Source organism: Pseudoalteromonas sp. MQS005 (genome assembly GCF_001661605.1).
Taxonomy (GTDB): Bacteria; Pseudomonadota; Gammaproteobacteria; order Enterobacterales; family Alteromonadaceae; genus Pseudoalteromonas; species Pseudoalteromonas tetraodonis.
The window spans coordinates 157,385-171,763 of sequence record NZ_LYRQ01000001.1; the positions used below are offsets into that span (position 1 = coordinate 157,385).

A 14,379-nucleotide genomic window follows, 5' to 3' on the forward strand; every position below is an offset into this window, starting at 1 on the left:
GTTTTTTATAATAACTAGGTGATTAATAAAATAAGGATATAAAAGTAATTGCTGGGGAATTAAAGTTATTGGAGGTGTTCCCCGAGAATGCGGTGCCCGGTGTCAGTCCTGAAACCTTGAGGTTTCAGGGCGGAAATCTGCGGTTTACCGTAGGCTTCTCGGTACATGCCGAGCTTGCACAATAGTAGACGAACAAAAATCCTGGTATAAAATTTATCGGCTCAGGGACTTAACCAAGCTCCTGCACCCCAGGGAACAAATTTAGTATATAAGACATATTCCAATCCTTAAACCCCAAACGCAAAAAATTAAACCGTTCGCTCAGTTTTCCTGCAAATTTAGGGTCTGTTGACCTTTGCGGATTAAAATTTGTTCAAACTAGGGGCGGTTTAATCGCGGCGCGAGGTTTGTAACCTAGTGGGCTAAGTAAAAACCAAGCAAAGCTTCCGCGTCCTGCTCACGCCCCTTACCTACATCCATGTAGGCAACAAAGAGTAAATCGTTTCTAGGCAGAACCCTTCGGGCAGCGCCTGTTTGGCATTAATGCTACGTTATCGCCTATTTATGGGGAATAACCACACCACATAGGCTCTGCCTTGCCTAAATACCAAACAGACTGCTGCAAATTTAACCTTGAAGGGTCAACAGGCCCTAATCTTGTATTTACTTTTAAGATTGCTTTTTGAACTCAATTTGCTTTTCAATCGCTTGCTTTTGACCTCAGTCATAGAATTCATTGGAGTTGCTTTTTATCGAGTGGTAGCATTGCTTTAATTAGCAAAGCGAAGACGTCATTATGAATAACTTACCAGATTACGAAAAAGCCCAACTTCTTTTAGAGAAAAACGAAATATTTGTATCACCTGCTGAAGCGCATGGCGTTATTAGCGGTTTACTTGCTTGTGGGCTAAGCATTGACGATAAAGAATACTTAGGCTTACTGAGCGACGTATTTAATGATGGCGAGTCGTTTAGCAACGATTTAAAACAGTTTTTTGGTAAAGTTTATCAACAAGTTGTTGAAAGCTTTAACAATGAAGAGTTTCAATTTGATTTGTTTTTACCGAGTGATGACGAAACACTCATCGATCAAGCCAATGGGCTCGTATCATGGGTAGCTGGGTTTATGCTGGGCTTTGGCTTAAAGCAAAAAGACTATGGCAAGCTGTCGGCAGATGTAAAAGAAGTGATTAGCGACTTTAGCGAAATTACGCGCCTTGATACAACCTTTGAAGAAACCGAAGAAGATAGCCAAGCACTGCATGAAGTGATTGAGTACGTACGCGTATCGGCGTTACTGTGTTTTGCTGAACTTGGCAAAGAGCAAAACCCACAAAGCAACAAAAAAACACTGCATTAATTTAGTAATACAACAAAAGTAATGGGTTAGTTATTAATGGTTGAAATACAAAAGTCAGAGTTTAAAGCGCGCCGCGAGCGTTTATTGGCGGCAATGGATAGCAACAGTATTGCGATAATTCCTGCTGCAACCGAGCTCACACGTAGCCGAGATACTCATTATCCGTTTAGACAAGACAGTGACTTTTTTTACTTAACTGGTTTTAACGAACCCGATGCGGTATTGGTGTTATGCAAAGACAGTGATACGCCTTCTATATTGTTTTGTTTAGATAAAGATAAACTTGCAGAGATATGGCACGGCAGGCGCATTGGTTTTGAAAAAGCGCAAAGTGAATACTTATTCGACAAAACTTATGCATTAAGTGAACTAAACGAACAATTATTGAATTTGGTGAACGGCCAACAGATTTTATTTTATGCACAAGGGACGTATCCTACCTTTGACGGCAAAGTATTTTCAATGCTCAATACTTTGCGCAGTGCCCTCAAAAAAGGCGATACAGCACCGAGTACAATTAAAGATCTTCGCCCGTTATTACATGAAATGCGCCTATTTAAATCGCCAAGCGAAATTAACATTATGCGTGAAGGCTGCGAAATAAGTGCCCGAGCACACATGCGTGCCATGCGCTTTTCCCACGTTGGCGCAACCGAGTTTCAATTAGAAGCAGAACTTCATCATCACTATGCGATGAATGGGGCGCCACATCCAGCTTATGGCACCATTGTCGGTAGTGGCGATAACGCTAATATTTTGCACTACACCCAAAACAGCGATGTATTAAACAATGGCGACCTAGTGCTGATTGATTCAGGTTGTGAGCTACAAGGTTACGCAGCCGACATTACCCGTACTTTCCCCGTTAATGGTAAATTTAGCACCGAGCAAGCTGCGCTTTATAATATTGTGCTTAAAGCGCAAGAAGTCGCATTTAGCGAAGTAAAGCCCGGTGGCTACTTATCGCAGGCTAATAAATTAGCTATGCAAGTGCTAACCCAAGGGTTACTCGATTTAGGTATTTTAACCGGCGACTTTGATGAGCTAATGGCGCAAGGAGCCTGTAAAGAATATTACATGCATGGTCTTGGCCATTGGTTAGGACTCGATGTTCACGATGTAGGTGGTTACAAGGTTAATAACCAAGAGCGTGCTTTTGAACCTGGTATGGTACTGACCATTGAACCTGGGCTTTATATTAATAAAGATTCAAACGCACCCAAAAAATACCAAGGCATAGGTATTCGTATTGAAGATAACTTATTAGTAGCTGAGTCTGGTCACGAAAACTTAACGATTACCGTGCCTAAAAAAATTAGCGAAATAGAAGCGTTAATGCAAAGCGCTAAAAACGCATAAGCTTGGAGATAAAAGTGGCTAAGCAGTTTGATGTTGTAGTTATTGGCGGTGGTTTAGTTGGCGCAAGTTGCGCACTGAGTATAAGTAAAAAAAATCCCAGCCTAAATATTGCCGTGGTTGAAGCAAATCAAGTAACCACAGATTATCACCCAAGTTTTGACGACAGAAGCATCGCACTTGCACAGCAGTCGGTGGAGTATTTACAAAGCCTCAGTTTATTTGAAATAAACGCTCCCTATGCGGCAGCCATAAAAAAAGTAAGTGTGTCAGACAAAGGGCACTTTGGTAAAACCCACATACAGTGTGATGAGTTTGCAAAACCCTCATTAGGCTATGTGGTAGAGGTAAACCCATTTGGCAGAGCGCTGCATCAACGTTTAACGCAATCAAATATATCGCTTTTTTGCCCTAATAGCGTAACGGCGATAAAACAAAATGCCGAAAGTAATGAACTGACATTACAAAGCAGCGAAAAACTAAGTGCTAAGCTGTTAGTGATTGCCGACGGTGCACAATCGCCAACCCGTCACTTGCTAGGCTTAGGTTTCAATACCCAGCCTTATGAACAAGGCGCGATTATTGCCAATATAGAAGTGGCTGGTGGACATAACCATCATGCGTTTGAGCGTTTTACTCAAAACGGCCCAATGGCCTTATTACCCATGAGTAATAACCGTTATTCGTTAGTATGGTGTATGCGTCAAGAGCATATTGAGCAGCATATGGCATTAAGTGAGTCAGACTTTTTAAGCGTACTGCAAACCACCTTTGGTTATCGTGCAGGGCAATTTATAAAAGTCGGTATGCGCGCCAGTTATCCGCTGGTTTATGGGCAAATAGAATCGTTAACAGCGCACCGTACTGTGGTAATAGGTAACGCGGCACATGCCATTCACCCAATTGCAGGTCAAGGCTTTAATTTAGGGCTGCGCGACGTACAAGTGCTTAGTGACTTAATAGCAAACAGTGAACACGATTTAGGTAGTTATGCCTTTACTCGTCAATATTCAATTAAGCGCAGTGATGATATAAACACCGTAATGACATTGACCGATGCACTGGTTCGACTTTTTTCAAACTCATCACGGGTGTTAGCGCTTGGTCGTAGTATTGGGCTATTTTCAATGGATTTATTCCCCGCATTTAAAGCCCCATTGGCTAAACAGTTAATGGGACAAGTTAAACAAGGTACACGTTTATGAAACAAGTACAGGTTTGTATAGTGGGTGGTGGCTGCGTAGGTTTAACGCTGGCGCTAGGGCTTGCTAAAGCGAATATCAGTGTGGTTGTGTTAGATGCAGCGCCAACTCAAGCTCCACCGAGCGATGACTATGGTTTACGTGTAAGCGCATTGAGTATTGCCAGCCAAACTTTGCTTGAGCAGTTAAATGTATGGCCACACATAATAGCTGAGCGTGCTTGTGCTTATACGCACATGGATGTACGCGATGCCGACAGCTTTGGAAAAATAGCCTTTAATAACGAGCAACTTGAGCTTGAGCATTTAGGCCACATTGTTGAAAACGATATTATTCGCTTTGCACTAATAAAAGAGCTTGAGCAGCAAAGTAATGCCACACTCATGTTTAATACCGAGTATCAGCAAATACACCAAAGCGAGTCTGATGTATTTATTAATTTAAAAACTGGCGAACCTATTATTGCTAAGTTGCTGGTGGCGGCTGATGGTGCAAATTCAGCGATTCGTAAACAGTTTAATATGGCGCTGAGCTTTAAAGATTACGATCACCATGCGTTAGTAGCGACAGTTAAAACCAAAGAGTCACATGCAAATACCGCACGCCAAGTGTTTTTACCTACAGGGCCGCTAGCGTTCTTGCCATTGAGCGATGAGCATACTCATTCAATTGTGTGGTCTACCAGCCCTAATCATTGTGATGAATTGTTAGCAATGGACGACACCACTTTTAATAAAACAGTTATGGCTGCAATAGATGGCCAATGCGGTTTATGTGAAGTGCAAAGTAAGCGCGTCGCGTTCCCACTTAAAATGCGTTATGCCCAGCAATGGGTAAATGGCAAGGTGGTGCTAATGGGCGATGCAGCGCATACCATTCATCCATTAGCAGGGCTGGGTATGAACCTAGGTCTAAAAGATGCGGCTTATTTAATCGAGCTACTAAGTCAAGACACCAACGAATTTGCCAGTACGCGAACATTGCGTGATTACGAGCGCACTCGCAAGCTCGACGCACAAAAACACATAGCCATGATGCAAGGGCTAAAAGAGTTATTTGAAGGTGCCAATCCAGTTAAAAAGCTGATTCGGGGAGTAGGGCTTTCACTCGTTGATAACCTAGGCCCAATCAAACACCTATTCGCCAAAGAAGCGATAGGGAAGTGATAAAGACAAGCGGTCAGTTTTTAGCTGTCAGCTTTCAGCCAAAGAAAAACCGATGTTTAGTTTAAGCATCGGTTTTTTTATAGGCTAATGCTTTCTTTAGTGTAGGCGTACAGCTTGCTGACGCGACGATCGAAGCTCGTAATGCTTTTAAATTAATGAGCTACAAATTCTCTTTTGCTTCATTCACCATATCTTGTAGTGCATCAACTAACAGTGGATCTCGCGAGTTTTGTTTAGCAAGTTTTAGTGCATGTTTCATAGTGGTTACGGCTTCTTTAAACTGTTTGTCAGCCGTGTAACCTTGCGATAATCTCATGTGGGAGTATGCGGCATTAGGATAATCGCGAGTAAAGTGTTTAAGCGTAGTTATCGCTTTTTTAGTGTTGCCAAATTTCTGCTGGCTATGAGCAAATTCTACGTACACATCTTGTGGAATTTTAAGCTCAAATCCGTACTTATCACTAAGTGCTTGGTAATAACCGGTAATCAATGATACATCCGCAAATTTTCCGTGCTCGTCAGTCACTTTAAATATTAGGTCGCTAAATAAGTGAATTAGGCTATCGCTAAGTGCTGGAAGTATGGTGCCCATATGAGTAAAAGAGGGGTAATGCTTATATTCCCATTTTAGCTGCGTGGGCATTTGTTGCTCTAAATTTACTAAAGTATTTAATGCACCTGTATAAAAGCGTGCGCCTTCACTTGCTACACTAATAAATAACGCTTGAGCGCCTTTAGGGTTTTTAGTGTATTTAGTGATATTACTTTTTAACTCTTCATCACTCCACCAACTATTTGGGCTTATGGCTATATAGTTGTTAAATAATTCCGGCTGATTAACTAAAGTATAAAGCGCTAATGTACCAGCATTAGAATGACCAATTAAGGTGTTGTAACCATTAGTTGGGTAGTTGCTATTTATATAGGGCATGAGCTCATCAGACACAAACTTTAAAAAATTATCGGTTTGCCCTGCGTCAGGCCATTTATTTTTAACAAAGGTTTGAAACTCCGTTTTAGGCTCACTTTGTACTTTAGGTAAGTAATCACGAACACGGTTGGTTGTATCAATAGCAACAAGCATTGCATTAGGTATCTGCTCGTAATCAACAAGAGATTTTATAACGCCAGACGCCGTATGAAAGTGCTCAACACCATCAAGTAAATAAATAACATAGAGCGGCTGATCGTCTTTTACATTGTCAGGTATGAATATTCTGATAGGTCTGTCTTCGTTAAGTATTTTTGATTGTAGAATGACCTTTTTACCCACGGTTATGTCGGTTGTAGCGGTGTCTGCATAGCTTAAAACAGGTGTACTAAAAGTAAGTATTAACACAAGCGATAGTAAGAGCTTCATAAATATCCTTATTAAATAATGTGTTGTTTAATAATTGCACGGCTTTAGATTTGAGTAAATGTTTATATTTTAGGGGCAAATGTAGGGCTTAAGTAATTAAAAGCTCCACTTTTCAAGCGAGCAAGCTCGCGCTTACCTAGTAAATATTAAACACTTATCTTTATTTTACTTATTGATATAAAGGGAGCATCCAATAATGTCTTCCCGAAGCCCGAAGCCCGAAGCCCGAAGCCCGAAGCCCGAAGCCCGACCCCCGAAGCCCGAACCCTTATCTATTAAAGCTTAAAAACCTGCTTGCTTAATTATCCTACTAAGCGTAAAATGCGCGCTCATTTCGGCTTTTAAACTATTAATTCCTTGCCTTAAACCGACCGGCCGAAACGGTAGAAGGCTCTATTAACCGTAAGGAATATCCATGCGTCATTACGAAATCGTATTCATGGTTCACCCTGATCAGAGTGAGCAAGTATCTGGTATGATCGAACGTTATACTGGTTCTATCACTGAAGCAGGTGGTACTATCCACCGTCTTGAAGACTGGGGCCGTCGTCAACTGGCTTACCCAATCAACAAGCTTCATAAAGCTCATTATGTTCTTATGAACGTTGAAGCACCAACTGAAGTAATCAGCGAGCTAGAAACTACTTTCCGCTACAACGATGCAGTGCTTCGTAACTTAGTTATGCGTACTAAAAACGCTGTAACTGAAGCGTCTCCTCTTGTAAGAGAAGAGAAGAAAGAAGCACCAGCTGCTTAATTGTTTTGAGTCCTAGCATGGCACGTAGTCAGCAGTTACTATAATGGTTAGCCCATATACGAATCAGCTGGTTATATCGGGGGTTGTTTGTAAAACACCTAAGTTTAGCCAAAGCCCCGCGGGCATACCGCATTGTATTTTTGTTGTAGAACATAAATCAATGCAAGTTGAAGCAGATCTTAACCGTAATAGTTATGTGAGGCTTCAGGTAGTTGCCAGTGGTAAGCAAATGCAACAACAGACTCAACATTTGCACGTTGGGCAGGCATTGCAAGTGAGTGGTTTTTTAAATCGCCACGAAGGTCGTAACGGCCTTAGCCAATTGGTTTTGCATGCTCAGCATATAGAAAGAATTATTTGAGGAATTAATCTCATGGCACGTTATTTCAGACGTCGTAAGTTCTGCCGCTTTAAAGCGGAAGGCGTACAACAAATCGATTACAAAGATCTAGCTACTCTTAGAAACTATGTTACAGAAAGTGGCAAAATCGTACCTAGCCGTATCACAGGTACTAGCGCTAAATACCAGCGCCAGCTAGCAACTGCTATTAAGCGTGCTCGCTACTTAGCCCTTCTTCCATACACTGACTTACATAAGTAAGCAGCGGATTAACACGTTTTTAAAAGGTGTAGAAACATGCAAGTTATTCTACTAGATAAGATCGCTAACCTAGGTGGCCTAGGTGACCAGGTTGTTGTTAAATCTGGCTTCGCACGTAACTTCCTTTTCCCACAAGGTAAGGCAGTTCCTGCAACTAAAGCAAACATTGAAACGTTTGACGCACGTCGCGCAGAACTAGAAGCAAAAATCGCTGAACAGTTAACTGCAGCACAAGCACGCGCTGACAAACTTGAAGCATTAGCAGAAGTTACATTAGTATCTAAAGCTGGTGACGAAGGTAAATTATTCGGTTCAATCGGTACTCGTGACATCGCTGACGCTATCTCAGCTGTTGGTGTTGAAGTTGCTAAATCAGAAGTTCGTTTACCTCTAGGTACTATCCGTGAGACTGGCGAATTTGACGTTGCAATCGCAGTACACTCAGACGTAACAGCTACTATTAAAGTAATCGTTATTGCTGAAGCTTAATTTTTAAAATTAAGTTAAAAAAAAACCGTGCTTTGCACGGTTTTTTTGTATCTAAAATTTGTAATTCAAAACAATAAATTGTTTGCTGTGGATTAAATCAAACACTTTTCTAAAATAAAGCTTCATTTTCTACAAATATTTTCTATTTCATTTAAACCTTTCTATTTCTCCTCGCGTCTAATAAGTTAAATTGCAATTACATAATTATAAACAGGAAAAATTTGCGATGTTAATGGACGCTAATCAGCCAATAACTGATCAAGTGCAGCAAATGCTTATTGATCAAGTTAAAAACGGCGACCAGTTAGCCTATAAAGCGCTCTATGACATGCATAAAGCAAAAGTTTATGGCTTATGCCTGAGGCTAATTGCCGATGAGGGGCATGCGCAAGATGCAACTCAAGAAGTATTTGTACAGGTATGGCACAAAATAGCGCAATTTGATGGGCGTTCGCAATTTTCTACCTGGCTTTACAGTGTCACCAGTAATATTGCTATTAGCTATGTGCGTAAGCAAAAACATTGGCTTAATAAAGTTATTAGCTTTGAACAAAGCGGTATGGATGAGCAATCTGCAAATGACTGCAATGGCTTAAATGGCTTAGATAAATTAATCGTTAGGCTGCCTGAGCGCGCAAGAATGGTATTTGTACTGTATGCCGTTGAAGGTTATAGGCATGAAGAAATAGCAACCTTGCTAGGCATGGCTGTAGGCTCTAGTAAGGCGCAATATCATCGTGCAAGGCAATTATTAAAACAGTGGTACGAAAATGAGTAAAACAAATTTTGATGACTACTTAAATGAGTCGCTAACACAATTAAATAAAAATATAACACCCGATAAAGAGCTCTGGGATGGGATTGAGCGCGCCATAATGACTAATAAGCAGGCAAGTACAGTTAAGAGTGTAGTTTGGCCGAAGCTAACTGCTATTGCGGCATGTTGTGTGGCTGCTTTGGTTAGCACTATGGTGTTTTTTACATCTCCAGAGACAAATACCGCTGTGGCGATGAGTGATTTTTTTACTAAGCAAAAACAAAGTTTACTTGTTCAATACCAAAGCCAAGCGGCACTAACAGATAACTGGCAAGTGCAGCTACAAGAACTTGAAGATGCTGAGCAGGCTATAAAGCAAACACTTGAAAATGAACCACAAAATAAGGCGCTACTGTCTATGTTAGCGCAAGTATATCAACAACAACTCGACTTAATTAACAAGGTGCATGCACCGCGTTGGCAAAAAATCTAGGAGAAATAAATGAAAGCAATAATACTTGGAATCGCTTTATTACCAATGGCTGTATTTGCCGGTGAAAAAATAGAACAACAAATTGAAGTACCAAACGGTGGCGTTATTCATATAGAAAATCAGCGCGGCAATGTAAATATTATGGGCTGGGAGAAAAATCAATTTAAAGTGAGCGGCGAGCTTGATGATAAAGCACAAGGCTACACTCTTAAAACACAAGGTAATAAAACTCAGTTTATTGTAAAAATGCCTGATCTTTCAAACTGGGATAATAACAATAATGGCTCAACGCTAACTATTTTCATGCCGCAAAGCAGTGCGCTGGAGTATGTTGGGGTTAACGCTTCAGTAACTGCAAAAGAGTTAAAAAGAGGCACTGAAATTGATGTAGTCAATGGCGCCATTACAGTAAATGATCTTAACGGCGATATTAAGCTTACTAGTGTTAACGGTGACATCAACGCAAAAAACCTCAGTGGTAAAGTGCAATTTGAAACTGTAAATGGCGCAATTGATGATCAGCAATCTAACGGAGAAGTTCGTTTTAATGCGGTTAATGGGAATATAAAATCAAACTCGACTGCCAATGATATTCGCTTAGAAAACGTAAACGGTGATATCAATCTTACCTTCGATGCAATCAAAGAGTTACAAATAAGCACCGTAAATGGCGAAGTTGAAGTGCGTATTAATCGCCTTTTAAGTGATGCTGATGTAAGTTTTGAATCTGTAAGTGGCAATGCTGAGTTTTACTTTCCAGCTGATTTATCGGCACAATTTGAAGTGCAAGCCCATGCCGGCGGTAAAATTGACAACCAGCTAACGAGCGACCAAGTGCAAAAAGCCAAATATGGCCCAGCAAGCGGAATTAAGTTTAATACTAATGGCACCGATGCCAGTGTAGAAATGAATACCATAAGTGGGACGATTGGACTTAAGCGTCAATAATCATCCATTTTATTTTAAGTTACAAAAAGCAGGAAAGATTTCCTGCTTTGCTATTTGCACAGCCCCGCCAAGTCGATAGAATAGAGCCATTCAATTTTAGTACTGTGAAGTTATGGCCAAACCAGATAAGCAAGTCGACACTCTTAAAGTTCCTCCCCATTCAATAGAAGCTGAACAATCTGTTTTAGGTGGTTTAATGCTTGATAATCAAGCATTTGATCGCGTAGCTGAACTTGTTGTGTCACAGGACTTTTATACCCGTACCCATAAGCTTATTTTTGAGGCAATGACAGCACTGGCTGAAATTGGCGATCCGATTGATTTAATTACTATTTCTGAAAGTTTAGAAAAAAATAATCAGCTTTCAGGGATTGGCGGCTTTGCGTATTTAGCCGAAATAGCTAAAAACACCCCAAGTGCTGCTAATATTGATGCTTACGCTAGCATTGTACGCGAGCGTGCAGTTGTGCGTGAAATGATTGGTGTCGCCAATGAAATTGCTGAGGCAGGCTTTAACCCAGAAGGGCGCACAAGTCACGATTTACTCGACTTTGCTGAGAGCAAAGTATTTAAAATTGCTGAGCAACGTACAAAAAGTAGTGATGGCCCGCAAAGCATTCACAATATACTTGAAAAAACCGTTGATAAAATAGAAGAGCTTTATCAGTCACCACAAGATGGTGTTACCGGTGTAAGCACAGGTTACGCTGATTTAGATAAAATGACGACTGGTCTGCAGCCCTCAGATTTAATTATTGTAGCAGCACGTCCATCGATGGGTAAAACTACCTTTGCGATGAACCTTGCTGAGCATGCAGCAATGACCCAAGACAAGCCTGTACTTATCTACTCACTAGAGATGCCCTCTGAACAAATTATGATGAGGATGCTGGCGTCCCTTGGCCGAATTAACCAAACCAAAGTACGTACTGGTCAGCTAGATGACGATGACTGGGCGCGCCTTTCATCAACCATGGGGTTACTCATGGAAAAAGGCAAAATGTATGTTGATGACGCCTCAGGCTTAACACCCACTGATGTACGTTCACGTGCACGTCGTATTGCCCGCGATCATGGTGGTATTAGTATGATCATGGTCGATTACCTACAATTAATGCGCGTACCTAGCTTGTCAGATAATCGTACCTTAGAAATTGCCGAAATTTCACGTTCACTTAAAGCATTAGCAAAAGAATTACAGTGTCCGGTTGTTGCACTATCGCAGCTTAACCGTACCCTAGAGCAACGTGCTGATAAACGCCCAATTAACTCAGATTTGCGTGAGTCGGGCTCTATTGAGCAAGATGCCGATTTAATCATGTTTATTTATCGTGACGAAGTATACAACGAAGACAGTACTGATAAAGGTGTTGCAGAAATTATCATCGGTAAACAGCGTAACGGTCCGATTGGTAAAGTGCGCCTAACCTTCCAAGGTCAATTCTCTCGCTTTGATAATTATGCGGGGCCTGCTGTAGATGATGATTACTAATGCGCTTAGCTATTGCCGAAATTAACTTACAAGCACTTGCTCATAATTTAGCGCAAGTGCGACAGTTTGCGCCTAACAGTAAAGTTATGGCGGTATTAAAAGCCAATGCTTATGGCCATGGTTTAGTTAAAATAGCGCAGCACCTTAATGATGCCGACGCATTTGCAGTGGCACGAATAGATGAAGCGCTCGCACTTCGAGCAGGCGGGCTGACCAAGCCTATTGTGTTGTTGGAAGGTTTTTTCCATCAAGATGACTTGCCGATTTTATTAGCCAATAACTTTCAAACCATAATCCATGATGAAAACCAGCTCAGAGCACTTGAAAATGCAAAGCTCGATGCACCAATCAGTTGCTGGTTAAAAATCAATACGGGTATGCATCGTTTAGGGGTTGCACCGACGCAATTGAATGATTTTTATCAGCGCTTGCAAGCGACTAATAACGCTAAAGATACAATCAATTTAATGACGCACTTTTCCAGTGCCGATGATGTTAATGATCCCAAAACAGCTGAGCAAATTGCTTTGTTTGATTCATTAGTGCAAGGCAAACAACAAGCACATTGTTTAGCAAATTCGGCCGGTATTATTGCTTGGCCTGCCGGTCATGGCGAGTGGGTGCGTCCAGGCTTGATGATGTATGGTGTATCACCAATGCTTAACACTTCAGGCAAAGATCATCAGCTTAAGCCGGTGATGCGCTTAACTACTAAGGTTATTGCAATTCGCGATGTTGATGCTGCGCAAGGTGTTGGTTATGGTGGCAGTTGGCAAAGTGCTCAGCCGACTAAGCTTGCAGTGGTTGCTATGGGCTATGGTGATGGTTATCCGCGTCATGCTAAACATGGTACCCCAGTAGTGATTGCTGGCAAACGTTATGGTATTGCTGGCAACATCTCTATGGATATGATCAGTGTTGATATTGGTGAAAATGCTGATGGCATCAAAGTCGGCGATGAGGTAGTAATGTGGGGCCCTGAGTTGCCGGTAGAAGAAATTGCACAATGTGCTGATACTATATCTTACGAGTTATTGTGTAATATTACACCGCGCGTAAGTTATGAGTACCAGCGCTAATATTTATTTTAAAAATACCCATTAAGTTTACATTGCTAGAATGATCGTGATGCTCACTTAATCGGTATCGTTACTCTTTTATAAAGTAAATATCGCTAAAGCCCATGCGAGCAAATTCTTGATCACGAAAGTTACGCACTGCCGATGACCCTTTAGAGGTCATTTCAATTTGGCGTACCATGTTTAAGTAGTTAGTTAAATCGATACCTTCGGCAGCCGCAATAGCCTGATACATATCGTGGTATTTATCTTTGGCGAAGTTAATTTCGCGCGGTTGATTTTTAAAAGTGTAGGTAATTCTGCGTGCCATAATGAGCTCATTTAAGTTGAGTGTTAGTGTAATTTTACACTGTATTTAAGTTGCGTTGAATGATTAGTTGAAATCAAATAATTAAAAAGGTGAGTTTGAAATGAAGTTATCAGTAGAGATCAGTAAATACCCGCTCCACCAAGATTACATTCCTTTTATTAAAGGCTTTATCGACAGAGTTAATGCCTACGAAGAACTCAAAGTGATCACTAATACGATGTCGACCCAAATATTTGGTGATTATGATCTAGTTATGCAAGTGATCAGCACAGAAATTAAACATTCATATGAGCAATTTGGTAAAGCTATATTTGTGTGTAAATTTATTTCGGGCGATTTATCTCCCGAATAACCTCTTAACAAACACGGTCGTTTTATAATGATGGATTTTGTAACGCAAATACTCAGTGGTTTTACTGCTATGTCGCATTGGGAATATATTGCGGTTGCTTTGTCGATGGCGTATTTATTACTGGCCATTAAAGAGAACTTATGGTGCTGGCCTGCGGCTTTTTTTAGTACGCTTATTTATACCATTATGTATTGGAATGGCGCGCTGCTAATGGAGTCGTTACTAAACTTTTATTATATGTATATGGCGGTGTTTGGTTGGGTCGTGTGGCGCAAAGGCAAGGCTAATCAAGCGCAGCGACTAATTACATCCTGGCCGGTAAACCGACATATTATTTTAATTGTACTGACTACATTAGTGTCATTAGCAATTGGCTATGTAATGCAAAACTATACGCATGCAGATTTTGCGTATCTTGATAGTTTCACAACTTGCTTTGCTGTGGTTACTACGTATCTGGTAGCTAAAAAAGTACTAGAAAATTGGCTCTATTGGATAGTCATTGATGCGGCCTCTATGTATTTGTACTATGAAAAAGGCTATTACCCAACCCTTGTTTTATTTGTATTTTATACCGTTATGGCAGCATGGGGATTTAAAACGTGGTACGAAGAATACGAGCAAAGCCAAGCCAAGCCCATGGCGCAACTTTAATCT

17 protein-coding genes and 1 other RNA gene are annotated in these 14,379 nt (G+C 41.0%); 15 read left to right on the plus strand and 3 right to left on the minus strand.

Annotation, left to right across the window (positions count from 1 at the left end):
- Positions 1-74 precede the first annotated feature (74 nt).
- Positions 75-258: non-coding RNA, 6S RNA (gene ssrS / locus A9479_RS00785), on the minus strand.
- A 538-nt stretch (positions 259-796) separates the two neighbouring features.
- On the opposite strand from ssrS, the gene A9479_RS00790 reads away from it, so the two are divergent.
- The 4 genes from A9479_RS00790 to A9479_RS00805 are packed head-to-tail and all read left to right on the plus strand — an operon-like array spanning position 797 to position 5,084.
- Positions 797-1,360: a UPF0149 family protein gene (locus A9479_RS00790; protein ID WP_024600851.1), complete on the plus strand. Its 564-nt coding sequence runs from the start codon at positions 797-799 to the stop codon at positions 1,358-1,360.
- Between the two features lie 36 nt (positions 1,361-1,396).
- The gene (pepP, locus tag A9479_RS00795) at positions 1,397-2,719 is read left to right on the plus strand and encodes a Xaa-Pro aminopeptidase (protein WP_064662457.1); all 1,323 of its coding nucleotides are present in this window, start codon (positions 1,397-1,399) and stop codon (positions 2,717-2,719) included.
- A 14-nt stretch (positions 2,720-2,733) separates the two neighbouring features.
- Entirely contained in the window at positions 2,734-3,921 is a 1,188-nt protein-coding gene (gene ubiH / locus A9479_RS00800) for a 2-octaprenyl-6-methoxyphenyl hydroxylase (RefSeq protein ID WP_064662458.1), read from the plus strand.
- Positions 3,918-5,084 carry an FAD-dependent monooxygenase gene (locus A9479_RS00805; protein WP_064662459.1) on the plus strand — a complete coding sequence of 389 codons (1,167 nt, stop codon included), beginning with the start codon at positions 3,918-3,920 and terminating at the stop codon, positions 5,082-5,084. Before ubiH ends, A9479_RS00805 begins: the two co-directional genes overlap by 4 nt.
- A 160-nt stretch (positions 5,085-5,244) precedes the next feature.
- On the opposite strand, the gene A9479_RS00810 is transcribed toward A9479_RS00805, so the two are convergent.
- Positions 5,245-6,444, minus strand: a complete 1,200-nt coding sequence (locus A9479_RS00810; RefSeq protein WP_064662460.1) for an alpha/beta hydrolase-fold protein — start codon at positions 6,442-6,444, stop codon at positions 5,245-5,247.
- A 415-nt stretch (positions 6,445-6,859) separates the two neighbouring features.
- Here A9479_RS00810 and rpsF point away from each other — a divergent pair, with 415 nt between their 5' ends.
- From rpsF to alr, 9 genes are all read left to right on the plus strand, one after another.
- Positions 6,860-7,201 carry a 30S ribosomal protein S6 gene (gene rpsF / locus A9479_RS00815; RefSeq protein ID WP_008110420.1) on the plus strand — a complete coding sequence of 114 codons (342 nt, stop codon included), beginning with the start codon at positions 6,860-6,862 and terminating at the stop codon, positions 7,199-7,201.
- A 43-nt stretch (positions 7,202-7,244) separates the two neighbouring features.
- Positions 7,245-7,562 (plus strand): primosomal replication protein N, encoded by a 318-nt coding sequence (gene priB, locus A9479_RS00820; RefSeq protein ID WP_008466122.1) that lies wholly within the window; start codon positions 7,245-7,247, stop codon positions 7,560-7,562.
- A gap of 12 nt (positions 7,563-7,574) precedes the next feature.
- Complete coding sequence (rpsR, locus tag A9479_RS00825) at positions 7,575-7,802, plus strand: 30S ribosomal protein S18 (RefSeq protein ID WP_002962753.1); 228 nt, start codon at positions 7,575-7,577, stop codon at positions 7,800-7,802.
- Positions 7,803-7,838: 36 nt separating this feature from the next.
- Complete coding sequence (rplI, locus tag A9479_RS00830; protein WP_008110407.1) at positions 7,839-8,291, plus strand: 50S ribosomal protein L9; 453 nt, start codon at positions 7,839-7,841, stop codon at positions 8,289-8,291.
- A 226-nt stretch (positions 8,292-8,517) separates the two neighbouring features.
- Positions 8,518-9,069: an RNA polymerase sigma factor gene (locus tag A9479_RS00835; RefSeq protein ID WP_016900127.1), complete on the plus strand. Its 552-nt coding sequence runs from the start codon at positions 8,518-8,520 to the stop codon at positions 9,067-9,069.
- Positions 9,062-9,541 carry a hypothetical protein gene (locus A9479_RS00840; RefSeq protein ID WP_064662461.1) on the plus strand — a complete coding sequence of 160 codons (480 nt, stop codon included), beginning with the start codon at positions 9,062-9,064 and terminating at the stop codon, positions 9,539-9,541. The genes A9479_RS00835 and A9479_RS00840 overlap by 8 nt, the downstream gene beginning before the upstream one ends.
- 9 nt (positions 9,542-9,550) lie before the next feature.
- On the plus strand, positions 9,551-10,489 hold the full coding sequence (locus tag A9479_RS00845; protein ID WP_024601519.1) for a DUF4097 family beta strand repeat-containing protein: 939 nt from the start codon (positions 9,551-9,553) through the stop codon (positions 10,487-10,489).
- Between the two features lie 112 nt (positions 10,490-10,601).
- Positions 10,602-11,981 (plus strand): replicative DNA helicase, encoded by a 1,380-nt coding sequence (gene dnaB, locus A9479_RS00850; RefSeq protein WP_016900130.1) that lies wholly within the window; start codon positions 10,602-10,604, stop codon positions 11,979-11,981.
- Entirely contained in the window at positions 11,981-13,060 is a 1,080-nt protein-coding gene (gene alr, locus A9479_RS00855) for an alanine racemase (protein WP_016900131.1), read from the plus strand. The genes dnaB and alr overlap by 1 nt, the downstream gene beginning before the upstream one ends.
- Positions 13,061-13,130: 70 nt before the next feature.
- Here alr and A9479_RS00860 read toward each other — a convergent pair whose 3' ends face one another.
- Positions 13,131-13,370, minus strand: coding sequence for a DUF2960 domain-containing protein (locus A9479_RS00860; RefSeq protein WP_004588463.1), 240 nt, complete (start codon positions 13,368-13,370; stop codon positions 13,131-13,133).
- Between the two features lie 100 nt (positions 13,371-13,470).
- Between A9479_RS00860 and A9479_RS00865 the strand changes: the two genes are divergently transcribed.
- A complete protein-coding gene (locus A9479_RS00865; RefSeq protein ID WP_008110382.1) occupies positions 13,471-13,722 on the plus strand; it encodes a hypothetical protein in 252 nt (83 codons plus the stop codon).
- 30 nt (positions 13,723-13,752) lie between these two features.
- Entirely contained in the window at positions 13,753-14,376 is a 624-nt protein-coding gene (pnuC, locus tag A9479_RS00870; RefSeq protein ID WP_013464158.1) for a nicotinamide riboside transporter PnuC, read from the plus strand.
- The last annotated feature ends 3 nt before the right edge of the window (positions 14,377-14,379 follow it).